Here is a 24582-nt window from a genome sequence, read left to right on the forward strand (position 1 = left end):
ATGTCTTGATTTACGAGCTGGTCAAATATGGCACACCATGCAGCCGTCGTCGCCATCCTCCTCGGCGAGGACGTCATCGAGTGCATCCACGAGCAGCAGGTTTGTACGGCGGCTGACAGCTCGCTGCATTGCTGCGGCATGCTTTTCTTTGATCTCATCCGCCCGCTCACGCAACTCGGGCAGGGTTTCCCCCTGCGACCAAGTGTACTGCCGGCCCTTCATCGCCGTGTCCTCGAAGCCCTGCTTGTTCTCATAGGCAATCGCCTCCTCAAATAACTCGGGATGACGCTCCGAAAGTCCGATCCACTCTGACTTGCGCTGAAAGAAGCAGAACGAACAGCCACTTCGCGTACGCCACTCGTAGTACTCAGGCAGTCCGACGCCGGCGTCGTCGAGAATCTTAAAAACCTGCTCCTTGGTGATGCCGTCCTCCTTGAACGGAAAGACCGGACGGATCGTCGACTTGGTGCTGATGTACCCGCTGCGGTTCTCGTCTGCCCGAATGCCGATGTAGGTATATGTTCGGGAATCGCCGAGCCAAGCCTCCAGCGGTTTAATTTTCAGCATCTTTGTGCACCAGCGCATCTGGGGGCTGGGGAGGGCTCCGCCGTAAACCTGCAACCAGTGATCGAATCCCCGCTCAGAGTTGAGCCGCTCAATTCGTTTCCCGAGAACAGCCTCCAGATTAGATAGATACTCGTAGGTCTCAGGCAACTCAGCCCCAGTGTCGGTGAAGAAGTACTCCAGGTTCGGGATACGGTCCTTGAGGTAGATGGCGAGGGCGGCGCTGTCTTTACCACCGCTGATACCGAGGACGTGGCGAGCACCAACGTCAGCTACCGCCTCGTCGACCGTGACGCTTGTTATGTTGAGCTTGTCAGTTGCCACTTCGTGCCTTCCTACCGGGCGCCGCTTCGGCACCATGATCCAAACCAATTTTCAACTCAGGTGTGCTACGAAGTACTCGTTCGACAAGGAGGGCCGTGAGGCCGTCCCGTCCATGCGGACCTCCTACGAGCTGCTCCGCTCGATCCAGCGCTTCCTCAACAAGGTCGGTGAGCGCATCGACCGTGCCTTCGTCATAGAACACAACGCGACTGTTCTCGTCCCCCTCGGGAGTCGTGAACGACAGGCGCCTCGCTGTGAATGGACTTTCCTTCGAGCTGGCCTTCGCGTCAAAGTACAGCGCCTCAACTCGATGGAAAGCAGCGACCGTCTCGGTCAACAGGGACCGGAAACGCGTCCGGTCTTCGTCGAGCCAGAGTTCAACCGACTTAGCGGTCAGCGTTAGCCCCATACGACTGAGCCAGCTTGCGTCATCCGGGGACTCGTCTGCCGCGTTGAAAATAAAGGCCTGGAGCTTCGGATTGAGCACCCTCCCCTGCAGCGGCTCGGAACGAACCTGCAGCGCCTTCCGCAATGCCGGTACGTCCGCCGGCCGATCAAAAGCGACAGCCAACAGGTCTCGGATTTCCAGCAGCTGCCGTTCGTAGGCGCCGCGCAGTTCCTCCAGCGACGACTGAAGTACCGCGCCGAATTTTGCGATGGTATCCGGCGTCGGGCTCTTCCACTCCTGGGCCTGGAACCCGCATGCTGCCGGAAGTTCGACAAGTAACAGCCGGTCAGGTTCCCGCGCGTCAAGCAAAGCCGTTCGCACCGCGAGCGTCTGCTTGGACAAACTGCTGGTGCGCTTAGTGTAGGTTGGCATGCTGCGCACGAGGTTAAGCAGCGGTGCGGCTACGGCAAGCACGGTCTCGTTACGCAGACTCCGGGCCGGCGTGGATCTCAGCCCAGCAACACCGAGAGAAGCAGTCGCTTTGGAGATTGCGGAAAGGATATGCGCCCGATTGCCCCGGGTGCTGAACGACTTGAGAGCAAAACGCTGAGGCCCCTTTACGAGGCGTTCGACGAGGTCAGCTGTAAGGTTCGGCTGGAAGGTTCCATCTTCATAGATGGCCACATCGTCGGTGCGCTGCAGCAGGTAAGCCACGAGAAGAACCGGAATCGGGCCCTCCTTCAACCCGATGGGGGGCGCCATCAGACGTGCATAAAGGTGATCGATTGTCATGGGCGCGTCGTTAGCGGCGTCAATAAACTGTGCAATTGAACCCCACGCATGCTGCAGTGAGCCATCCGAGCCCGGCCGACCGAACGCCCAGCTAGTGTCGCGCTCGGAGTGCAGCCCTGTGTGGCGGAGTAGAGCCTCATACATGGCACGCTCTGGCCCGTACCCTTCAAGACCCAGCCGCTCCTGGTCGGTGTGTTCGATCATGGCCTCGATAAGCACCCGGCGAGCCTTAGATCCCTGGCTGGTCAGCTCGCGACGGCCGATCATCTCATTGCGGACGCGCGGACTTTGGTTGTAGGTCTCGTCGCAGACGTCGGAAAGCAGACGGGAAAGACCTTGGGGGCACGGAAGTGGATTGCCGATGCCGTTGTGCGTGATCACACGGAAATCGACGCCCTCCGCTCCAGGACGAAAGGCATCTGCCAAAGCTCCGGAGAGCCGGTTTCGTGCGTCAGCTACGCGATCCTGGAGCTCACGCCGGGCGACATAGTCGTCCATAACTTCCTCCTGGTCCAGGACGGAGAGCGCTGCTGCCACCTCAATTGCCGCGTTTCGAACGCGGTCAGCGTGGCCGCTGGTCACTAGAACCGTCGGACGCGGATCGGAGCCAGCCTCTAACTCCGCCGCAGAGATGACCGTTCCGAGGTGATAAACGACTACACCATCTGCGGGGTTGTCTTTCGATAAAACGGGCAAGGAGCGCGAACCGTCGTCCGTGTAGCTGACAGAAAAGTATCGAAGCATGCCAACGTGCTGACTGTGTCTTGCCGCAATTATCGGGGTGTCGGAGTGGAGCCGGGCCAGCAAATCAGCGGCGTTGATACTGCGTAGCTGCTCGCGGGCGTCGGCGACGCGCCCACGTAGGTCTACATCGCTTCCCTGCCAAAGCCGGTACTCATCAGCGAATGATCGGAAGGTCAGGAATCCACGGCTCTCCAGGTCATCCAACCGGGTCCGCCAAGCTGGATGGGCCGGTCCAGACGGGTCGCTCAACGCAAAGGAAACCAGGTCCGACGACGCACGCAGCCCAAGCGCGCTACCCATTAAGTTGAGAAGGCCGACGGTCTTTAGGACCGAGATATCCTGCTGATCCAGGTTCGCGGCCTCGCGCACCCGTTCATGAATCTCGCGCCAACGGCTCCCGCCAATGCTGAGTGCCATAGCCTGACCGGAGCCAGCAAAAAAGTCGAACAAATCGCTAAGCGCGATGACCGGGAGCGGCTCCGACTCTCTGGGAATCGGTCGTGACTCGAGGAAGTTCCTTGCCGTCCCCGGTTCAGCGCTGGCAAGAAAAGTGAAGAGGGTTCGGCCATGCTGACCGAGCTGGCCGCACAATTCAGGCAATGCCAGCAGCGCGATCGGGTGCAGCGGATAGCACTGCATCACGGTGTCGGCGCCGCCGGGTAGATGATTGGCAATCCCAACCTCCCGAGCCGACGCGAATGCCGACTCAGCCCAGTCTTGACGACGCTTGGCAAGCGCCGGGGATAGCCCGCTGCCATCCAAGGCACCAGCCACTAGGCGCAGTGATTGCTCAGCGGACTCGAGAAACGACACGTCCTCAAATCGCCCCTGCACTTTTCCCCATTCACGTCGCTGCTGAGTGGACGCCTGACGCACGTAGTCATCGAACGCAAGGTGCTGCAGAGTGAAGGTGAAGATTGGTGCCGCGTGTTCACCGGTCGCCTGCTCGGCGAGTTCCTGAAGGACAAAAAGGTCAGCTGAGGCATCGGAGTCCTGAGCTGTGCGGGCAGCGAAGTGCTCCAGCGTCTTGCCAAACTCATCCAGTACAAGAAGTAGAGGTGCTGCGTCGGCAATAACACGCGCGGCCGCAGCGATCATTCGGGCTGACTTCGAGGCGTGCGCTGACGTCAGCGCCTCGGAGATGGCGCTGGGCTTGCGCTTGGGCCACCGAGCCTGCGCCCCTTTATCAAGCGCCCGAAGTAGGCTGTCAGCCAGAGGTTCCTGCTGACATGTGATCGTCGCCAGGACAAAGCCATCGGCAGCACCTGTGGTTGCACGCGCGTCGACTAAAGCTTGGTGCAGAGCGTCGTCGGCATCCCGTAGGGAACGCTCTGCGGCGTCTCGAAGTGCCCCAGCAGGGCCAAGCAGCGTCCGCAGGAAGAGGGCGAACGAACTCTTGCCAGCCCCGTACGGGCCTGTAAGCGACCAAGACCGTCCTGAGGCTGAGTCACCCATCGAATGCACGAGACGACGCAGAACTTCAAGCGCGCGACTCGTCGGAATATAGTGCCCAGCCTGCTCCTGGTGGGCCTCCAGATTGGCGGCTCGGAGGTACCGTTCCTTGGGGCGAATTTGGTCGCCCAGCCTCAATCCGGCGGTCATGCTGCCTGCTCCTGCCTCGCTCGATAGTATTCATTGATGATTTGGTCACGAAGTGCTTCGACGTCGCCGTTTACGATGAACTGCCTGAGCCCAGCGGGCTCGGCCACACGCATCTGCGGCACGGACTTCGCCGCCTCAATGAGTATGTCGTAGAGGTTGCTCTCGGTCAGTCGGAACGCGCGCCCCGGAGCACCCGGGTCGCCGGCCAGGCGGGCCACGCTAATAGTGCGCTCCTTGCCCCCAACACCGGCCATAAAGTCGAGGCAGGCGTACGCGACGATGGCAGACGGAAGCGAGGGTTTGGGGCCCGTAACGAACCGCCAGCTCCTCGCCTCCCCGGCGGCGGGTGCAATCAGGCCGAGCTGACGTGTAGGGCAGTCGAGCAGATCGTCCATGGTCTGGCGCCCGGTACGCCGAACACCGAAGGTGCGCAGCAGGCAGTCAACGTCTTTCTTGACCGAGGACTCCATCACGCTCTTCCAACCCGCCGCGGCCGTTAGCTCGACGACCAGATCAGTCAGCTGGTACTCCTCGAACTGCTCCGGAACGAAGAGATTGAAGGCAGTCCACCAGACAGGCGCCATGCACTTAGGGCCGAGCAGCTTCCAATGCAGGAGCCATAGGCTAGCCGGGTCCTCCAGCCACGGATCCCACCCGTCCTCGTCCAGCAGCTGTCGCCCGAAAGCTGAGGGCGTGAGGTGCGGCATGCGAGGTCGTTCCTCGTTTGGAGTGGTCTCCAGGATCTTGTACGCCTGGCACCAATATCGAATGGCGTTGACCATGTTCTTGCCGACTCCAAGCTCGACTGTTGCGTTAGGCCTCGAGAAAGCTTCAGGGTCACTGAGGGCAGCCGTGAATCCCTTTCGCAGCCACCCGAACCGCAGGTGAAAGGTCTCGTGCCGCGCAAAGGCTGGCTCGGCCGCAGCCCCCAGCAGTGCCCCACTCATAGTAAAATCCTTTCTTTTGACTCAGGATGCGCAAGCAGGCGGACCAGCTCGATGTAACCGCGCCCCAACTCTTTAATCGCGGCATCAACGTCGGCCGCGGTGGTGTAACGACTCAGACTCAGGCGAATCGAGCGGGCGGCCTCCCAGGCGGGTACCCCCATAGCAAGCAAGACTGCAGACGGTGCCGGTGCACCGGCATGACAGGCACTCCCGGTTGACGCGGCCAATCTCGGCAGACGCGCGAGCAAGGCCTCGGACTCAACGCTCTCCGACCAGTTGAGACCGACCCCCACATTCAAGATGCCAGGCAGACGCCGAACCGCATGGGCACTATGCTCGACGATGTCGCCTACGCTCGCTTTAAGCCCTGCAAGCAATCGCCCACGCAAAGCTCTCACCCTCTCGACGGACTCGTCCCCAGAGGACAGTGCAAGCTCGGCCGCGGCACCGAAACCCGCAATCGCCGCGGCATTGGCGGAACCGCTCCGCAAACCGCGCTCCTGACCGCCACCCGTGATTTGCGGGCGGAGATAGTTTCGGGCTGTCGGGCGGACGATGAGCGCCGCCGCTCCTTGGGGCCCGTGCATCTTGTGGGAGCTGACCGTCACCAAGTCACAGTCGTCAAGGATCGAGTTCGGCCCCCAAGCCATGAGCTGACTCGCATCGGCGTGGACGAGCGCTCCAACCTCATGCGCTCGCTCAATGATCCTGTCAAGGGGCTGAATGACGCCGGTCTCGTTGTTCGCCGCATGGATGGACACCAGGGCGGTAGTTGGGGAGAGGACCGCTTCAAGATGGTCGAGGTCGACCTCTCCGGTCTTTCCAACCTTGACAAGGTGTGGACTGCGATTCTCGCCGGTCAGACTCTTAACCGTGGCGAGCACCGACGGGTGGTCTGCCACGGATGTGACGATTTGGTTGCTATTGGATCGACGGTCCAGTCCCCTTATCGCCAGGTTGTTCGCTTCAGTTGCGCTCCCGACGAAGATGACGCCCGCCGGCCCAACCCGTAGCAGCTCCGCGATGGCTTCTCGAGCCTGGTCAAGTTTGGCTGCAGCTGCGTACCCGGCAGCATGCGCGGCACCAGCGTTGCCCGTCTGCTTTAGCGCCTCGACCGTAGCCTCCAAGGCTTCTGGAGCAATCGGGGTAGCAGCGGCAGCGTCTAAGTAGATTAGGTCAGACATGTCGCTTCCTCTGTCGGCGCGGGTCGGGAATGACTCGCAGATCAAATGCTACGGTCCAGGACCGACAATAATCGGTTCGAGAGAGCCATCTCACTCACTGCTAAGGCGAAGATTGCTCAATCGCCGAGCCGCTCGTACATAAATGTTCAAAAGTCGATCGGAGCTTGGCCGCATGGACTGCCCACGAGCCGATCTCGCAGTCCGTTCCGTCGATGGTGAGCCGTGCTGTCTCGTTGGCAGCTCTTGACCGGTCCGGGGCGTACAGCAGAGCAGTTAGTCCTAGGATCGCCACGCTTCTCAGTATCTCCCTCCCTCGGGCCTGGGACGCAATCGACACGCGCACATAGATTTGTCCAGGAGCAGCATCACGTCTGATTTCCCGTGAAAGGTCGAGAAGAAGGTACCTAATTAGAGGTGCACGTGGGTCGGCGGGCATTCCTCATACGTCGGATGTTTCAGTCAGAGCTTAACGCCAACAGCCGCATTGGCTCCATGAAAGCTAGACCACAATAACTGAGCCCCTCCGAGGGCTGCCTCACCAGGCTCTGCGTGCGGAATGGGAGTCTGGCCAGTTCCTCATTGTTAGCGATAAGTGTTTTCCCAGCTATCATTCCCATGGCCTTGTAATAGCGCTTGTGATAGCGGCCGTGGCTTCCGGTATCCAGTCGGGGTACCACACTCATATCGATGTCCAAGGTGCTGTCGCGTCCTACGTTCCCCGTGCCTACGCCGATTTCAGGTCGAGGAGCCGGAAGCTAGACCGTATACCGGCCGGCCCTGAGCCACGCATCCCTGAGGAGCCCAAGGTAACTATGACCGCCTCGCAGCTCGCATCATTCCAGCATGTTGCTGCTACCGCTTGAACGGACGCTGCGGATCACGACGACGAACGTCCCTGGTCCGTAAGGCGATGGCCAGTGCTAGCAGTATTGCAATAAAACCGGCAGGCGGCCCAATGGCAATCCAGAGGCCGTCAAATACTTCTCATATCTACTCCGATTGAGCCCGCACAAAGCCCGACAAGGCGTTGCCGTGTCGTAAAAAGACATGTAAACAGCCAAGAATAGCCAATCTGCGGAGACTGGGACGAGCCATCTAAGACACTGTCGTGTCCACTAGATGCGGCGCAATTCAGATCGAAATGACTGGCCCTCTAGCATGACGCGACGTTAGCAGCACCGCACTCCGTTCAGGGGCAGGTCCAGGGCAACTATCAGCCCCCACAACCCGCCCGGCCATGTACTCCGTGTCCAGCCCCACCCCGCCAACAATCTACGAGTAGTGGCGGGTCGGCCAGGGCATCCCACCACATACATGCAGGGGATTTTCGTGACACCTCGAGTGTGTTTGGGTATCCCCACTCGTCAACCAGTGGCAGGTCTACAAACCCAAAATCGAGCTTGTAACCAGATGCCCATAGAACGCACGTAATGCCAGCCTCGGCCAGGTTCGCCCGGGAGGAGCTGGTGGGCAGCCATTCATCCGGCGCCAAGGGCTCATGCTCCGGTGCGTCGAGCCCAGCAGCCGCGATATACGCATGAATTGCTTTTCCGGACCTCTGGCCGAAGGCGGACTCAACTGCTGCGAGACGTTCGGGGAGGTCGTCGCTGAAGGTGATATCACCGTCGTCGATTGATTCCATATGCCCGTGCAGGTGCATGCCGCGGCGGCCGAGCTCGCGAAGGTGGATGGCATGGCCGCCGTCGGTACCCGAGTGCAGGGGATTAGGCGCGAAGCGGGCGGGGGGAGGGTAGCGCTTCCCGGGTGAGGGCGTTGACGCCGAACTCGGGGCCGTGCTTGCCAGTTTCGAACATCCAGTAGATGAGGTCCTGGCCGCGGTACCTGCGGGGCGCTTCGGGGACGATTGAGACGGAGAGACGGACTTCGCGGCCGGCGGCGTAGAGTTCTTCGGCGATCTATCTGCCGGACTGGCCTGTGCCGACTATCGGCACGACGCCTTCTGGCAGTTGCTCAGGATTGCGGTAATCGTGCGTGTGGAGTCGTGTCACGCCGGCGGGGAGCATGGCGGCCAAGTCGGGGACTTTGGGTTTTCTGATGCGACGGCACCTGCGCTCAAGGAGCTGAAACGGAAGATTGAAGCCATCGAGGGGGCGCTGAAATACCTTACTGACCACGGGGTGGAGCCCAGCGTCGATTCTCCTCACGAGGACGAGTACCCAGCAGCAACTTTCACTGAGAGGGAACCTTGGATTTCTAAACAAGGAGGGTGGCTGGTCCCAAACGCGGCACGGACCGCCGCTACCCATCGGAAGTCCTTGATGGGCGTGAGCCGTTAGGCTTCTTGGACGACATCGTAAGGGGAACGATTCTGAAGATGACTACCGCACGTAAGCTCCGCGTTTTGAACATTTCCGCCACAGTCCTACTGGTGACCGTTGTGACTCTGCAATCCACCCAAGTGATCAGCATGTTCTGGGGCATGGCGCTCCTGGTACTCATCGGGGTCCCGACGACGGTCGCTTGGGTGATCCTTGAGCGGCGCCAGGGCGCCGAGAAGATGAGGGAGGAGCGTAGCTCGTCTTCTTGACGACGGGCAGCAGGGAAGGATCCCGACAAGGGACTGCCTTGAGGACAGATCGCCGACCGGTCAGATAAGGCGAGTCTGACGGGGGTCCCGGGAATTCCACTCGTCGGACAAGAAGAACTCTCTCAATCCAGCTGCAGCACCCTCGGCCAGGTCCGGTTCTTGTCCTGACAAGTCGAATAGCGGCAGGTAGCCTTTTTGCTTTGCTAAGAAGTTGGCGAGGTCCAGGGTAGGTTCGTCCCTTGGAGAAACGGGTTCGCCTTGAAGCAGCCGTTCCGCGATTAGTTCACAGCCGGAGACCTGGATGATGACCATCAGCTCAAAGTCCCTCAACTCATGGTTGATCCAGATGCTCTTCAGCTGGAGGGGACCATACGTTGTTTCCCCTGCCCGGTATTCGCTGCTGGCCATGGTCTCCTGCTTCCAAGTCTCGGATGTAAGAACACTCTGCCCTACAAGCGGTCTGAAGCCCTGCAAACTGAACCGATTCCGCCCTCCAGACCGCCCGGCGGGAAACATCCAATGGATAAATATTTCCCAGCACTAGCTATCTGCTCAGAACTCTGTAGACTTGATGATGTTGTTGTGTTTGGCATTTGGTAGTTCAGGCAGTCCCCACGGTCCCTCTGGATCGTGACCTTCTGAAGTAACGGTGGAGAACACCCCACACCGGAGACCCGAAAGTCGGGAGCATCTCCACCTTCAGTAAGGACTGAAAAAAATGGCTACAGGTACCGTGAAATGGTTCAACTCCGAAAAGGGCTTCGGCTTCATCTCTCCTGAAGATGGCAGCCAGGACGTTTTCGCTCACTACTCTGCGATCAACTCCTCGGGCTACCGCTCCCTCGAAGAGAACCAGAAGGTTTCCTTCGACGTCGAGCAGGGCCCCAAGGGTCCCCAGGCAGTAAACATCCAGGCTATCTAGTCTTCGGATAACAAAGAAGCAGGGCCGGTCATTGACCGGCCCTGCTTTTGTTTGCCCTCAAACCGGTGATTCCGGAACTATACGAACTTCGACATCCGCGACCAGACGGCCGTCGAGACGAGCGCCACCAATACCAAGGCCACCCCGGACAGCAAGACCCCGAGCTCAGTCCACACTGGAAAAGGCGTACGTGGGTTAAATCCGCCCCAGTAGTTGAAGATGCCTTCCGCCGCGGCTGTAAGGATATTGCGGGGATCGTAGGGACCCGCGAAGGGCAACAGCAGGAGCAAGCCGCCAGCAGCCAAGCAAGGGATCAGCATGCTCCTGACCACGAGCCCAATAAAAAGCCCCAGAAGGCCAAAGGAAGCGGCCACGGCAGAGGCGAACGCCACCTGAGCAATGGGGTTGCCTGCACCAACGTCGTTGACTGGATAGATAAACTCGTGACTATTGGCCTGTACGAAGAGCGCCCTAAGTATTGGCGCTGCACCCCAACTCAATAAGGCGGCCAGTACCACCGCCGCCACGGAAACCAACGCGATTACTGCCACCTTCCCTGCAACGTACGCCGCAGCTCCCTGCGCGACGATGCGATCTTTCAGAATTCGCCGGCGAACATCGCCTACGGCTGTTCCGCATCCATAGATGAAGAAGAGCAGCGGGATGACCAGGAAAGTGATCATCTCCAGCCCTGTGCCAATGGCATAAGGTCCCTCCAAGGCGCGGTCGGCAAAGTAGGCGGCTTCGTAGTCAAAGCGGAGGGGATTGTCCACGATACGTTGGGCACCTTGGATGACAACGTTGTTTGGCTGCTCCATGGCTGCCGCTAAGGAGATTCCGTTCTCCGATGCATGCGCCTCTGTTGCACTGAACCTAGTCAGACTCGCACTTACGTTGCTGATGCTCCCGGCAAATGCAAATAGAGCCGAGATTGCCAAGCCACCGAGGGGTAAGGCAAACGACCTGCCCCAGATTTGATATCGCAGTTCTGTCCTTATGGAGCGCAATAGACTATTCATGGGACTCTGACTTCCAGTTCTGCGTACTATCAATTTTTCCTTGCCGGATGGTAAATTCGGAGGATATTAGGTCTTGGTGAAAAAGACCTTCATGGTCAGAGATAATGACGCAGGTTGTATCTGCAACCAACTCTATTGCCCGGTGGAGTGCGTTACGCCCAGATTTATCGAGCCCGGATGCTGGCTCATCAAGCAGTATGCACGGACGCTCATATGCAAAAGCTGCTGCCAGCTTGAGCTTCTTTCGTTGTCCCAAGGAATAAGATGACGTCTTTTTGGCCAAGAGTTGGGCGTCCAAGAACAGCCTGATGTAGGAATTGCAGACAACTTCACTGCGCCGTATATCCAATAATGCACTCAGGTTGCCTAGTCCGGAGAGCCGATCATGAATTGCTGACTCATCGAACGCAATTGAGACATGAGGCTTGAGGCTGTCGTCATACCATCGTGCTTGACCAGTATGGCTCTCTAAGCCAGCCAGGCATTTGAAAAGTGTTGTCTTGCCGTTGCCGTTTGCTCCGCCGATCACATGGATACCGGTAGAGGGAATGCTCAGGGTGACATCGTCGATGACCCTCTTTCTTCCATAGGTTTTGGAGAGATTGGTGATGTGAAGCATTAGTCCTCATTCATGGTGAGGGGCCGGCCGGCGAAAGCCGACCCCTGTCAGATCGTGCCTAGTTGGCTACTGCTGCCATGCGGACCAAGCGCCATCGCCATATACAGCTGCACCTTGAATGACGGTTGCGTGATAGACGTTCACGTTCCCCCAAGGCGTAGGAGTGCCCACACCTGCGTCGGTGGATGCTCGGTAGGAATGTTGCCAATTACTGATGTAGCTGCGGTTAATGCCCAGTGCTTGTACGGTATTGAAGCCGAAGGCCCCGACGCGCTGGTATCCGTAGCTGCTGGTTACCTGGCTCCAGTTGTAATAGAATTCAACATTTTCTTCAGTGAAAAGTGCCCAGTTGCCTGAATAAAGGCTAGCCCGGCGGTTTCCGAGGGCCGTCGTTGAATAGATTGGTTCTCCCTTCTTGAGGCTCAACTGCTGCGAACTGCCAGTGCTTGAAACCGATTTTGGGGTTGTCAAGTCTTTGAGTGTTTGTGTGCTGTCAGGTTCGTCAGCAGCATGGGCTGGAGTAGCCAGCGATGCTATTGCGGCAGATAGAACGATTGCGGTCATTATTTTGCAGAATTTCATGATCGTATTTCCCCCAATGGAAATGATCTCGAGAACTGATGATTATGCAAGCCATCTGTGGATCCAACTAATTTGGCGTGCTACCTCGCACTGATTGTGCATCGGTGTAAAGAACTCACTTCACGGTTCAGTAACGTCGCTGTGTCTGATCATTTAGTGAGTGGACAACACTCTTGACCCAAGGAACATCATTTGTCAAATCTTCTGAAAAGGCGCTTAACCCAGAAGCTTCTGCCTGATGTGCGATGCGCGCAATTGGTCTTGATCGCTGCTCCATTGCCGCTGATGGGGTAGCGCGCCTAGAAGCGTCGGGCCAAGACGGGGAATCTCTGTACTAGTCACGCAATGATAGTTCGAACACATATCCACATAGCGAATTACACCCATGTAACTCTCGCTCAGCCCTCCGTAGCGTTGGAGATAATCCACCCACAGAGCTGAGGGAGCATCCCATGGATCACCTGATTTCCGAACAGCCCCACCACCTAGACGAGTCCTGCCACCACCTAGATTTGCCCAAATCACCACCTAGATGGAGCCAAATTGGCCTGTGCAAGGCCGTTTTGCCACCTAGTCCCGTTTTCTCGATCTAGCCTGCGAAGTGAGCCGCATGTCGGGCATCCACAGAAACAGAAGGTTGGGTCGAGTGTTCGATTCTGAGGTTCAGCGAATCCTCGACTTTGTCGCACGCGGAATCGGAGTGCGGGTCGTCGGTGCTCCGGGGAGCGGCAAAACGTCCGTGGTCCGCAGTGTGATGAGCAATCTGGAAAAGACCGGAGTAGCCGTTCACTTCATCACCGGACTGCGCACGCACCGCACCCTCCCCTTCGCGGCCATCAAAGGACTCGGGCTGGACTTGAGGCCCGGCCGCAGCGGCGTCTTCGACATCGCGGACGTGCTCACCAGCCAACTGGCCACCAACGGGAAGCACCTGCTCGTCGTCGACGACCTTCACCTCGTTGACAGCGAATCACTGGCGGTCCTGGAAGCGGTTCGGCGCCGATCCACCTGCCCCATGGTTGCCACAGCCCCCGAAACCTGGGCATTCTCCAAAGGCCAGCTGGCCATCCTCAACAACGGCCGCGAGGCACACCTGCAGCTGGACCCGCTCCACTACGAGCAGGTTCACATGCTGATCGCACAAGTCCTCGGTGCCCCGGCAGATGCGGACACCACAGCCCGGATACTCACCAAGTCCGCAGGTAACCCCCGCCTCATTGTGCGGATTGCCGAGACCGCTTCCCTGAGCAACCTGCTGGTCATGAAGGACAAGCAGTGGGGGATGAGCACCAACACCCTCTGGAACGAGCACCTGCGGGGGACCATTGAGTCGCTCCTGGCGGAGCTCAGCGCCGATGAGTTCACTGCGCTGCACACCATGGCAATCCTCGGCACCGCCCGTGTGGACGTCCTGCAGAAGGTCATCGAGCCCGACGCCCTGGAAGGTCTCGAACGCAGGGGATTCCTCTCCGTCATGGACGATCACCACAACGGCTCCATCGCCGCCATCAGCCCACCCGTCATCGCTGACTACTTCCGCGGCAACAAGAACCTCAGGGACCGGAAACTGCTGCGACGAAAGATCGCCGGCGTTCTGGAGGCCGCGCCGCGCGCGGAACAGGAAAACCAAACAACGGCAGACTGCCTCGTCCGGGTTTTGGCTACGCTTCGTCTGGAAAAGGGCGACGGCGACGCCGTCACCGCCCGCCACTTCCACGACCACAGTTCCGATCGTGAACGTATCCGTTTCGAGCGATGGGAAGCCAACAAGTCCGCCGCCAACGCTGCCTCCCTGCTTCGGATCTATTGGGGTGCTCCCGTGGATGTCCAACGGGCAGCCCGCGTCTGCAGTGAAACAACAACGTCCGACGCCGACCCCAAGGACGTCCTGTTTGTCACCATTACCCGCGCCATGCTCGCGGTTCACACCGGGCAAGGCCCAGGTGCCGCCGTCGACATCCTCCAAAAGTTCGCAGACGACAACCCGGACCATGCCGCGGAAGCCGCCCACGCGATCACCTTCCTGAGTGCCTCCCACGGAAGGGTCCCTTTGGACGCGTCAACAGGCGTGCTTGAAGGCAAACCGTCAGGGATGGGCAGCTTGGTCCACGGGCTGCTGGAGCTCTACCGCTTCAGGCCAGCGGCGGCCTACGACGCCGTCGACGGCCAGAACGATGACGACACCTTCTCCCACCTCCGTCCGTTCATCCGCGGGTTCGCGCTGTTCGCTGCCGGACGGATCGAGGAATCTCTCGTCTTTGCGCTGGACTGGCGGACCGAAGCACGCAAGAACCTGGACCAGTTCGGGGTGGTCACCAGCAGCTACGTCGCTGCCCACGGGCTGCTGTATCGCGGGCACTTTGAGGAAGCGGAGTACCTCATGAGCAGTGTCTTCGCCATGGGCCGGCCAGGCTTCGTGGTGGACGCCCTCTACGACGCGATGCTGCGCCTGGCGGGGCTCCGCCACGCAACCACCGCCACACCACCGGCCCTCTCGATTGCCGCGCAGGCGCGGACAGAAGTACCCGACGTCGGCCCCTTGCCTGGCATTGGAAAGGGAGCCTACGAACTGATTGCGCACGACGGCGCGCAACCTTCGACGTTCGACCGCAAAGCCGCGAAACTCGTCAGGCGTCAGCTGAAGAGCGGCTACGTGCTGGAAGCCATGATGACGGCGCTCCTCTGCACGTGCCTGAACCCTGGACGTCCAGTTCTGGACCTGCTGCAGAAGGTCCTGCGGGACAGCGCCGTCACGGTTCACGATCAACTCATCGGCATTGCTACCGCCGTGGTTGAAGGGGACCACCAGCTCCTTGGTCTGCTGCTGAAGCACTACGAACCGGACATCGACACCTACCAGGTGGGGATGCTTCTCCGGGGTGCACTGAAGAGGCACGTCATCGAGGGGAATACTGCCGCAGCCGACGCCATGGCCCAGGCCTCGTCCATGTTCGCGGTCCGGTTCCCGTCAGCCAACGAGCAACTCTCCTTCAACTCGTTCAGGACCACGCCACTGACTGAACGTGAGATCGAGGTTGCCGTGCTGGCAGGCCATCGCACCAACGTGGAGATTGCCGAGCACTTGGGCATCAGCGCCAGGACAGTGGAAAACCACATCTCCAACGCACTGCGCAAGACAGGCGCAACGTCCCGCAACGGACTCTTTATGCTCGTCGGGAATTCACTTCCACCGAGAGGAGCCGGGATAAGCTGAAACCAATTCTCCCAACGCCGGTCTCCGACGCCACGCCCTGAGCCCGGCCCCTCAGCGTGAAGGGTGTCAGTGAACAACTCCCCGGCTTTGGCCCGCCGACTCGGCACCTTCGATGCTTCGCTTATTGGCTTGGGTTCCATGATCGGCGCTGGGGTGTTCGCAGCTTTCACCCCGGCCGCGGCCGCCGCGGGGTCCGGACTGCTGATCGGCTTGGTAGTGGCCGCATTCGTAGCCTTCTGCAACGCCACGTCGTCCGCCCAACTCGCTGCCAGATATCCGACATCCGGCGGTACCTACGTCTACGGAAGGGAACGGCTGGGACCGTGGGCCGGGTTCCTTGCCGGCTGGGGTTTCATCATTGGCAAGACTGCCAGCGCGGCTGCCATGGCAATGACGTTCGCGGCCTATGCCGCACCGCAAGGGTGGGAACGCCCGGTGGCGATTGCCGCCGTCGTACTTCTGACAGCGGTGAACTATCACGGGGTGACCCGGACAGCTGGGCTGACCCGTGTCTTGGTGATCGTGGTGCTGGCGGCACTGGCCATTGCTGTCACCGCAGTGTGGGGTGGGTCAGGGCCCGACTTTGGCGACTTTGCGGGGGAGGGGCTGCTGGCGGAGGGCTGGTACGGGATCCTGCAATCCGCAGGGCTGCTGTTCTTCGCATTCGCCGGGTATGCGAGGATCGCGACCATGGGCGAGGAAGTCCGTGAGCCCAAGCGCACTATTCCCAGAGCGATCGGCATCGCCTTAGGCATCACGATTCTCATCTACGCCGTTATTGCGGTGACACTGCTCGCGGCACTCGGCCCGGAGGGTGTTGCCGGTACGCCGACACCGTTGGCTGATGCCGTCGGAGCGGGAACCTTGGCGTGGGCGTCGCCTCTTGTTCGTCTGGGGGCCGCCGTCGCCTCGCTGGGTGCCCTGTTGGCTCTGGTTGCAGGACTCGGCCGCACGAGCCTGGCGATGGCCCGCGAACACGACCTCCCGCACTGGCTCTCTGCCGTGCACCCGAAATACAAGGTGCCCCATAGGGCCGAGGTAACTCTTGCCGTGGTGATCTGCCTGATCATTGCCGTGGCCGATCTTCGCGGGGCCATCGGCTTCTCGTCATTCGGTGTGCTGCTCTATTACTTGGTGGCGAACGTCGCCGCCTACACCCAGCCAAGCGAGGATCGTCGCTACCCGAAGTTCCTGCAGGTGGCCGGCGCGGTTGCCTGCGTTGTTCTTGTCGCGACGCTGCCGCCGTTGTCCGCCGGGCTGGGTGTGCTGATGTTCGTGGTGGGTATCGCTTACAGGGTGATCCGTCTGCGGGTCAGCCGCTAGGCGGCTGAGCGGGCGGGAACCGGCAAGAATCGGCGGATTGCAACAGCCGACCCCACAGCGATAACGCCAGTGAACAGCCACGGCGAGGCGGCCGCCGTCGACGTCTGGTCAGCAAACTCGTATAACGGTGCCATGGCCGTGTTGCCGATCAGCACCATGGCGCCGCCGCAACTGGCGAGGAGTCCGTAGTAGGCGCCGGTGGGTCGGCCGCCGGCGAAGTCCAGCACGAGCCGCATTGCCGTGGGAGTCGCGCACATGTTCCCCAGGCACAGGCCTGTGACGAGTGCCAGTGCCGGCAGAACCGGCAGCGAGGCGATGGGTGGCTGAGTAGCAAGGATTGCGACGGCGGTGAATCCTGCGGCTTTCAGACTGAGGCCTAAAGTCAGGGCGTTGCGCTCGCCGAATCGGCGCATGAGCTTGGCGACGGGCCACTGCAGTGTGACTGTCAACAACGAGGCGTACGCGAAAACCAAGCCGAGCGTGCCGGCGTCCAGACCGCTGCGTCGCAGCTCCACTGGGAGGCCGAAGTACAACTGATTGTGCGCCAGCAGGCTGACACTGAAGAAGCAGGCGAACGCCACGAAGCGCTTGTCGCGCAGGCAGGCCAGGAGCTGGTGTTTGGGGACTGCTGCGTCTGTTGGCTGTCCGCTGTGGTCGGCGCGTGGCAGGAAGCGCCAGAAGACGAAAGCCATGACCGCGAAGATGGCCGAGGCGACGTAGAGGGAGACTTCGAAGCCGAAGCCCAGGAGCAGGCTGCCGAGCAGTGGGCCAGCCACGGCGCCGAATTCGCCGACGATGACCAGCGAAGCGAAGAGGGTTGGCCGGTGTTTCCCGGACGGTTCGCGTCGTTCCTCGGCTGCGGCGACCAGGCTTTCGAGTGCGGGCGAGAACAACGCGCCACCGACGCCGGTGACGATCGCACCCGCGAGGAAGAGACTGAAATTGTCGGCCGCCGCCAACAGCAAATAGCCACTGACCCGGACGATGCACCCGGCGACCATGGTGTAGCGGGCGCCCCAGCGATCGGAGATTGCACCGCCCACCAGGAACATCCCTTGCTGCGCGAAGGTCCGTGCTCCCAGGACGACGCCGATGGCCACCGCACTCATGGCGAAGTCATTGGCCATGGTGAGGGCAATGAACGGCACCACAGAGTAGAACCCGATGTTGAAAATCAGCTGGCTGGAGAGCAGGAGCTTCGGGTTGGGCCTGGCTGGCCGTCCCCCGGTCTGGAGGGGTGTCTGGGTGGAGCTGGTGGCGGGTTTCATGAACGGCTTTCCTTGGCGGCAGGCACGTTCGAGATTATCAATAATCGTTCTCGTTTACTCCTGTGACGACTCACGGCGTCTCTGGCTTGGGCACGACTCCACCTGGGGGTAGACGGGCGGAGCCGTGCCGTAGTGCCTCCTACGCCAAAGCGGGTGGGGCTCCCGCCGGACACCGGGACTCCCGCTTCGGAGGCACAAGAGGAGACTATGGCCCGTTTAACGGCACTAGGTGGCAAATCCGGGCAACTAGGTGCCGTCAGTAGAGAAATTAGGTGTTGGTGCGGAAGAAATAGGTGGTGGCGGGGTATGTCTAGGTGGTGGCCGCCCGGCCGCTTGGCTCAGCTGCCCGCGTCGTCCTGTTCGCCCGGTTCGCCCGGTTCACCACCAAGCCGATCACCGCCTGCACCGCGAGGCGAAGAGTGACGGTGAGGCTGACGACGATGAGGGAGATGGCGAACCCCCGCGCCATGGCCGGTGCCCAGATGCTCAGCAGCACGTCCCACGGCACTGAATCCGTGCTGGCCAACCAAAAGACAGCAACACCCATGGCACAGAGCGCCAGCGTCAGAGGTCCCGCGATGAACGTAGTGGCAGGACCAGTAGCGGGATTTACCAGGCAGAGCACGGCTGACACTGAAGCCCAGCACAGCACCGTTGTGCTTACCCAGAGGAAGTCGGCGTGGGAGGCGGCTTCCGCGGTCCTGATGGGACTGATCAGCAAGAGCTGCGACACGAGGAAAATGCTCCCTGCGATGCCTGCCACCAAGCCCAGGACCAAGGGCAACCAGAACGAACTGCCGGGAGCCTTAAGGTGAGGACGACGCTGGTAGTCAAGGCCGCCGTCGTCGTTGTTGTCGTTAAAGTACATCCAGCCACGGGCTTCACGTCCACGGAAGAACTGTCCATAACAAGCCGCGATGGTGGCTGTGATGCCCAGCACCAGGGCAACGCCGATTCCCGGCCACTCGTCGTAGCCGTACTGGATCCACAATGCGGCGCCCACCCATCCGAAGTTTGTGAGGGCAAGATCCAAGCTGTCGGCCATCCAGGTGGTGACCACAAGAGTTGCGGTGCTGAGCAACGCCACTGGCAGCCAGAAATGCCGGGGACGCCTGGCCAGGAGTGCCAGGGGGAGGCCTATGCTGGCGAAACCCGCGCAGATGAGCACTGTTCCGAGCCCGGCGATAATGGGAGCGATCAAGGTCATGGGATCCACCGGTGCTGAAACGTCCTGCCCTATTCCCGCGAACGACAGGACTTGCCCCAGCGCCAGGCCCACGGCAACACCGACGGCAACCCTGAAGACACCCGGCAACCCGTGCCCCGACAGTGGAACCCCCGCACTCCGGGCCGAATGAGGGGATTCCGCCGGATAGGCCCCCGCTAACGCAACCGCGAACCGTGATCGCCAAAGGTCAAGCCCGACGGTAAAACCTAGGAGCGATCCCGTCACCACCGCTGAAGCCCAGATGCCACCCAATACGACGCCGGATCCCGTCAGCAGCGCGGTGGCGGTTCCCACCACCAAGGGACCAAGAATCCCGGCGAGGGCACCGGCGCTCAGCGAGCGGAGGAAGTCGCTGGTGGCGGCTTTACTCGGAGCATTGAGGACAGCAAACCTCGCTTCGCGTGTCGGGTGGCGCATGCGCAGGCGCTGTATCCACGTGGCGGGAGTGCCGGGTCCGAGGAGTCCCAAGCTAGCGCTGACCTTCCCGTATGAGCCCTGCGCGGCCCGCAGGTCGGCATCATGCTCACGTGACCTGAGCAACGCAGCTGTCACAATCTCCACCACTACAGCCAGGAGGACCGCACGCCAGAGGTAGTACGGAAGCAGCGAAGGCCCTTCCCCTATGGCGCCTGCGACGGGAACGAGAAGCACCACCAGAGTCACGTACCACGAGCTCCGAGCCAGCCACGCCAATTCAACGTCGCGGTGACGGATATGCGCGAACTCATGGAGAACGACGCCGTCGGCCGGTCCGGGCCGTACAAGCAGACCGACAATTTTTGGCGGCAGGGCAACCGCCGTTGAGCCGGGCCTGCCGAAGGAGAACGCATCTCCCATTCGTGCCGGACCGAGGTAGAGCCTGGGTACGCGACGCAGGCCGGCCTCGGACGCCAACTGGCCGAAGCGTTCCACCACCGCGCTGTGCTTTGGTGCGGGCACCTGCAGGGAACGCCGCCGTCGAATCACTAGTGGAACAACAAACATGACGGCCACGGCAAACACGGCCATGACCCCCGCTCCGGCCACAGACCACAGACCCCGCCTGATCTCCAGCGGCGCCGTGCATTGCTGTTGCTGGGCGAAATCCAGGGCCAAACACTTACCCAACTCCTGGACCCATTCCCTGCCAAGGACCACGTTGTGCATCCATGAGCCCACAAACAAGCCGACCGCCAGAAGCGCCGCAGTGAAGAGAACATACAGGCCAGTGGTGGGTGCAGGGAGGGCGAGTACGTTGACCCGACGACGATCAACTGCTGGCGCCAACGGCTTCTGGTCCATGCTGACCGCCTTCTAGGGATTGGAGAGCTACCTGCTGAGGACCCCGAGGATTGCGTTTCCCAGCAGATCTGCCTTGGTTTCGTCGAGGCCAAGCCGTTTGGACTGCTCTTTTGCGGCGGCGAAGACGCGGTCGCGCTGTTCCGCGGTGAGTTCGATCGCTGCGCTGGTGGAATCCTGTGGGGAGCCCAGCCGCAACACCCTGCGGACGGCTCCCGTCACTGCTGGTTTGGCGGCGTCCTTCACCGCGTCCTTGGCCACGTCGCGGAGCAAGTCACCGAGGAAACCGATGATGAACTGGGCCACGGCGAGGGCAAAAGGTGCCAGCAAGGCCAGCTCCAGGCCGAAACCAACGGCCTCATCATTCTGGGCCGGGTTCAGAGTGGATTCGGGATCCGCGTAATACTCGTCGGCGACTTCGTCGAAGGTGAGCAGTTCATCCGGGGCGGCCCGCTCGATCATCAGCCGGGCCAGTTCAGTGCTCACATCACGTGTCTCGCCCATTGGGATGTTCGTGCCAAGCTCTCCCATGGTGCCCCCTTGGTGAGAATCGAACAGACTCGGAGGTCTGCCGTGGGACACATTGTCCGCCTGACGATGGGGGACCACAAGACCATTGGCCCGTGCCGTCGAGCTTCGCCTTTCGATCAGCGGAACGGAGCCGCTGATCTGGCGTCAGCTGGCTCGGCGACTAGCAACCGAGCGGAAGAATGGTGCCGCGCCAAGTGGCTAGTGCGGTGCGGTCGCGCTCGGGGAGGTCGGCGGCCTCGATGAACTCGTGAAGGTCCAACCCGGCCAAAGCCGTCCTGAAGGCTCCTTCGGTGGTGGTCCCGTGGCGCTCGCAGAGTTCGTTGAGTAGGGATTCGGCATTGTTTCTGTTGCTGCTGGCAGCGCGGACGTCGCCGAGCCTGACGGTTTCGAGGTAGTCATCTACGATTCCCTCGGTGCCGGCGTTCACGGCCGACAACAGAATCATGGCAATAATTCCGGTCCTGTCCCTGCCACCCATGCAATGAAAAAGGACGCCGCCCGGCGGCGCGTTGAGTATGGCTGAGATAGCCGCCCCTGCTCGTTCGGGCATTTCATTGAGGTGGGGCAGGAAATACAGTGCGGTGCCCACCAAACCGTTGTCCCAGTAGCCAGCCCAGAACTCGGTGTTCTTAAGGCCGTCGAGATCCACGTTGATCGTGGTGAGCCAGGGTGGGCGTTTCCGGGTGTCCTTTTCACGTTCCCCAGGTTGCCGAAGATCGACGACGGTGCGGATGCCGGCCTCGTAGACTTGTTGCCAGCCATCGGGGCTTATCCGGTCCACGTTGTCGCTCCGGAAAAACACCCCGTGCGGCGTCAGGGTTCCGTCTGCACGTTCCAAACCGCCGAGATCACGGGCGTTGACCAGACCTTCGACCCGGAGCGCGCGGTCCTTCCTGCCAGACTCTTCCATGCCACAAGTAAAGCAAAGCGGGCCCTACGCCCGCGCGTGCTTCTTCCCGCCGACGCGCGTCGCAGCGGCACCCTCGCCCCGCTCCCCGGCGGTAACCGACGCCCCCGTCCCCAAGCCGCGGACCGTCCACCCGGCACTCCGCCAGGCCTCAGCGTCCAGGACGTTTCGAGCGTCCAGCACCATCCGCCGTCGTACTAGGCCTCCCACAACGGAAGGTGACAGCGAGACGTATTCGTCCCATTCGGTGAGCAGCAGCACCAGTTCGGCGCCTTCGAGGGCGCGTTTTGTGTCGGCCTCGAAGCGGATTTGCGGGTAGCGGATCCAGGCGTTGTTGATGGCTTTGGGGTCCGTGACGGTGACGTGGGCGCCCGCGGCAGCGAGTTGCTGGGCGACGTCCAAGGCGGGTGAGTCGCGGATGTCGTCGGTGTCGGGCTTGAACGCTGCGCCCAGAATGGTCACCGTGCGGCCGGAGAGGAAGCCGCGGCACATCTCGCGGGCCACTTCCACGGCGCGGGAACGCTGGTCCAGGTTCACCGAATCAACCAGGGCCATCCACTCATCCACGGACGGCACCGACAGCTCGCGGGCCTGCGCACGGAACGACCGGATGTCCTTGGGCAGGCAGCCGCCACCGAACCCGAGCCCGGCGTGCAGGTATCGGTTGCCGATGCGCGGGTCCAGGCCCATCGCCTCGCTGAGCTCGCTCACGTCAGCGCCCGACGCGTCGCACAGCTCGGCCATCGCGTTGATGAAGCTGACCTTGGTGGCCAGGAACGCATTGGACGCCGACTTGATCAGTTCCGCCGTCGCGAAATTGCAGACGAGCCGCGGAATGCCGGCGCTGATCAGCGGTTCGTACACGGCATCCAGCACGGCGGTGACCGGCGCGCCGGCAGCGGCACCCCTGCCGCCCGGGACGCCGTAAACCAAACGATCGGGAACCAGCGAATCCTTGACCGCAGTGCCCTGGCGCAGGAACTCGGGGTTCCAGCCGAGCAGCACATCGGAGCGTCTGGCCAGTATCGTGCGGAGCGTTTCCACCGTGCCTACCGGCACCGTCGATTTACCCACGACGGCGGCGCCCTTGGCCAAGTGCGGCAGGAGGCTCTTCGTGGCGCCCATCAAGTAGGAGAGATCGGCTGTGTCAGAGGTCTTGGACTGCGGTGTACCCACGCAGAGGAAGTGCACCTGGGCCTCGGCGGCGGTGGAGAAATCGGTGGTGAACACGAGGCGGCCAGTGGTGCGCCCGTCCTGGAGGAGCTCATCCAAACCCGGTTCATGGAATGGCGCCACAGCTTTGTTGAGCTGTTCAACTTTGGAGGAATCGACGTCGATGCCCACCACACTGTGGCCCATCGAAGCGAGCGTTGCTGCATGGACAGCGCCGAGGTAGCCGCAGCCGATCACGGAAATCTTCATGAAGTGGGTCCTTTGCTTGAGGTGAGTTCTGTGGGCCCGTTTTCGCGGGAGAAGGAGGCGATGACTTCGGTGTAGTGCCGGACCAGGTCGGCGCTGAGCACAGGCCACGTCCGCCCCTGGACCGAGGCGGTTGCTGCCGTCGCGAACGCGCGGCGCTTGGCGTCGTCGCCCATCAAGTCCTGGACGTAGTCCCTGAGTTGGGTGAGGTTTCCGGGCTCGTACAGCCAGCCGGTGCGGGAGTTTTCGACCAAGTCCAAGGGTCCGCCGCGTCCGGTAGCGACCACTGGAACGCCCGATGCCATGGCCTCCTGGATGGTCTGGCAGAAGGTCTCGAACTCGCCGGGATGAACAAAGAGGTCAAAACCCGCGACCGCCTCAGCCAGTGCATCCCCGCCGAGGAAACCCGTGAATACAGCGTCTGGCAGCTGAGCCTCCAGCGCCGCACGCTGCGGGCCATCACCTACAATCACCAGCTTCGTGTTGGGTAGATCAGCCAGCACGGCAAGATCTTCAACCTGTTTCTCCACGGCGAGCCGGCCGACGTAGCCGATGATCCGGTGACCGTCGGGCGCTACTGAGCTGCGCCACGCCGTCGAACGTTTGGCGGGGTTGAAGCGCGCGGTATCCACGCCGCGACGCCACATGTCCACGCGCAGGATGCCTCGCCCGCGCAACTGGTTCAGCGCGAACGTGGAGGGCACAAGGGTTCGGGTGGCCAGGAGGTGGATGTTGTCCACGCGGTTCCAGGCCCAGTTCTCCAGGAACGGCACGCCATAGCGGGCGGCGTAGCTGGGAACCTCGGTTTGGTAGATCGCCACGGTCGGGATGCCGAGTTGGTGGGCGGCCTGCACGGCGCGCCAGCCGAGGACGAACGGGGAGGCGAGATGAACAACATCGGGGGAGAAATCGGCAAGGATTCGCTTGACCCGATTCACACCACCCAACGCAACCCGCACATTCGTGTAGCCGGCCAGCGGCACCGAAGGAAGCCGGTGCACATACGCACCCTTCTCGACGCTCGAAACATCAGTGTCCGACGTCGACGGCGCGATCACCATCACCTCATCCCCGCGCTCTTGCAGATGCTCCAGCACCCGCAGGATGGAGTGGGTTACCCCGTTCATCAATGGCAGGAATGATTCGGCGACGATTGCGATCCTCACGCCTTCCACGGTG

18 protein-coding genes are annotated in these 24582 nt (G+C 61.2%); 4 read left to right on the plus strand and 14 right to left on the minus strand.

Features of this window, described 5'->3' with window-relative positions; genetic code table 11:
- Positions 1-21: 21 nt before the first annotated feature.
- From ABQM86_RS06370 to ABQM86_RS06385, 4 genes are read right to left on the minus strand one after another with little or no spacing between them, the layout of a single operon-like run.
- Positions 22-888 (minus strand): phosphoadenosine phosphosulfate reductase family protein, encoded by an 867-nt coding sequence (locus ABQM86_RS06370; protein WP_369746196.1) that lies wholly within the window; start codon positions 886-888, stop codon positions 22-24.
- Positions 878-4414, minus strand: a complete 3537-nt coding sequence (locus ABQM86_RS06375) for a hypothetical protein (protein WP_369746197.1) — start codon at positions 4412-4414, stop codon at positions 878-880. Before ABQM86_RS06375 ends, ABQM86_RS06370 begins: the two co-directional genes overlap by 11 nt.
- On the minus strand, positions 4411-5361 hold the full coding sequence (locus ABQM86_RS06380; RefSeq protein WP_369746198.1) for a DUF4007 family protein: 951 nt from the start codon (positions 5359-5361) through the stop codon (positions 4411-4413). Before ABQM86_RS06380 ends, ABQM86_RS06375 begins: the two co-directional genes overlap by 4 nt.
- Entirely contained in the window at positions 5358-6545 is a 1188-nt protein-coding gene (locus ABQM86_RS06385) for a cysteine desulfurase family protein (protein ID WP_369746199.1), read from the minus strand. Before ABQM86_RS06385 ends, ABQM86_RS06380 begins: the two co-directional genes overlap by 4 nt.
- Before the next feature lie 2335 nt (positions 6546-8880).
- Here ABQM86_RS06385 and ABQM86_RS06390 point away from each other — a divergent pair.
- Positions 8881-9093 carry a hypothetical protein gene (locus ABQM86_RS06390; protein ID WP_369746200.1) on the plus strand — a complete coding sequence of 71 codons (213 nt, stop codon included), beginning with the start codon at positions 8881-8883 and terminating at the stop codon, positions 9091-9093.
- A 60-nt stretch (positions 9094-9153) separates the two neighbouring features.
- On the opposite strand, the gene ABQM86_RS06395 is transcribed toward ABQM86_RS06390, so the two are convergent.
- Positions 9154-9501 (minus strand): hypothetical protein, encoded by a 348-nt coding sequence (locus tag ABQM86_RS06395; RefSeq protein WP_369746201.1) that lies wholly within the window; start codon positions 9499-9501, stop codon positions 9154-9156.
- Between the two features lie 310 nt (positions 9502-9811).
- On the opposite strand from ABQM86_RS06395, the gene ABQM86_RS06400 reads away from it, so the two are divergent.
- Complete coding sequence (locus ABQM86_RS06400) at positions 9812-10015, plus strand: cold-shock protein (protein ID WP_011773907.1); 204 nt, start codon at positions 9812-9814, stop codon at positions 10013-10015.
- A 77-nt stretch (positions 10016-10092) separates the two neighbouring features.
- Here the strand turns inward: ABQM86_RS06400 and ABQM86_RS06405 are convergent, their stop codons facing one another.
- From ABQM86_RS06405 to ABQM86_RS06415, 3 genes are all read right to left on the minus strand, one after another.
- Positions 10093-10788 carry a hypothetical protein gene (locus tag ABQM86_RS06405; protein WP_369746202.1) on the minus strand — a complete coding sequence of 232 codons (696 nt, stop codon included), beginning with the start codon at positions 10786-10788 and terminating at the stop codon, positions 10093-10095.
- 238 nt (positions 10789-11026) lie between these two features.
- Positions 11027-11653 (minus strand): ATP-binding cassette domain-containing protein, encoded by a 627-nt coding sequence (locus ABQM86_RS06410; protein ID WP_369746203.1) that lies wholly within the window; start codon positions 11651-11653, stop codon positions 11027-11029.
- Positions 11654-11719: 66 nt separating this feature from the next.
- The gene (locus ABQM86_RS06415; protein WP_369746204.1) at positions 11720-12217 is read right to left on the minus strand and encodes a hypothetical protein; all 498 of its coding nucleotides are present in this window, start codon (positions 12215-12217) and stop codon (positions 11720-11722) included.
- Positions 12218-12881: 664 nt separating this feature from the next.
- Here ABQM86_RS06415 and ABQM86_RS06420 point away from each other — a divergent pair.
- On the plus strand, positions 12882-15449 hold the full coding sequence (locus ABQM86_RS06420) for a LuxR C-terminal-related transcriptional regulator (protein WP_369746205.1): 2568 nt from the start codon (positions 12882-12884) through the stop codon (positions 15447-15449).
- A gap of 69 nt (positions 15450-15518) precedes the next feature.
- The gene (locus ABQM86_RS06425) at positions 15519-16772 is read left to right on the plus strand and encodes an APC family permease (protein ID WP_369746206.1); all 1254 of its coding nucleotides are present in this window, start codon (positions 15519-15521) and stop codon (positions 16770-16772) included.
- On the opposite strand, the gene ABQM86_RS06430 is transcribed toward ABQM86_RS06425, so the two are convergent.
- From ABQM86_RS06430 to ABQM86_RS06455, 6 genes are all read right to left on the minus strand, one after another.
- Positions 16769-18040: an MFS transporter gene (locus ABQM86_RS06430; protein WP_369746207.1), complete on the minus strand. Its 1272-nt coding sequence runs from the start codon at positions 18038-18040 to the stop codon at positions 16769-16771. The two genes, ABQM86_RS06425 and ABQM86_RS06430, sit on opposite strands and share 4 nt — an antisense overlap.
- Positions 18041-18350: 310 nt before the next feature.
- Positions 18351-20549, minus strand: a complete 2199-nt coding sequence (locus tag ABQM86_RS06435) for a M48 family metalloprotease (RefSeq protein ID WP_369746208.1) — start codon at positions 20547-20549, stop codon at positions 18351-18353.
- Positions 20550-20576: 27 nt separating this feature from the next.
- The gene (locus ABQM86_RS06440) at positions 20577-21032 is read right to left on the minus strand and encodes a hypothetical protein (protein WP_369746209.1); all 456 of its coding nucleotides are present in this window, start codon (positions 21030-21032) and stop codon (positions 20577-20579) included.
- Between the two features lie 205 nt (positions 21033-21237).
- Positions 21238-21987 carry a tyrosine-protein phosphatase gene (locus ABQM86_RS06445; RefSeq protein ID WP_369746210.1) on the minus strand — a complete coding sequence of 250 codons (750 nt, stop codon included), beginning with the start codon at positions 21985-21987 and terminating at the stop codon, positions 21238-21240.
- Between the two features lie 24 nt (positions 21988-22011).
- Positions 22012-23406 (minus strand): UDP-glucose/GDP-mannose dehydrogenase family protein, encoded by a 1395-nt coding sequence (locus ABQM86_RS06450; RefSeq protein ID WP_369746211.1) that lies wholly within the window; start codon positions 23404-23406, stop codon positions 22012-22014.
- The gene (locus ABQM86_RS06455; RefSeq protein WP_369746212.1) at positions 23403-24569 is read right to left on the minus strand and encodes a glycosyltransferase family 4 protein; all 1167 of its coding nucleotides are present in this window, start codon (positions 24567-24569) and stop codon (positions 23403-23405) included. Before ABQM86_RS06455 ends, ABQM86_RS06450 begins: the two co-directional genes overlap by 4 nt.
- Positions 24570-24582: the final 13 nt, after the last annotated feature.

Origin of the sequence: Paenarthrobacter sp. AMU7, from assembly GCF_041200195.1 — a bacterium.
Classification (GTDB): Bacteria; Actinomycetota; Actinomycetes; order Actinomycetales; family Micrococcaceae; genus Arthrobacter.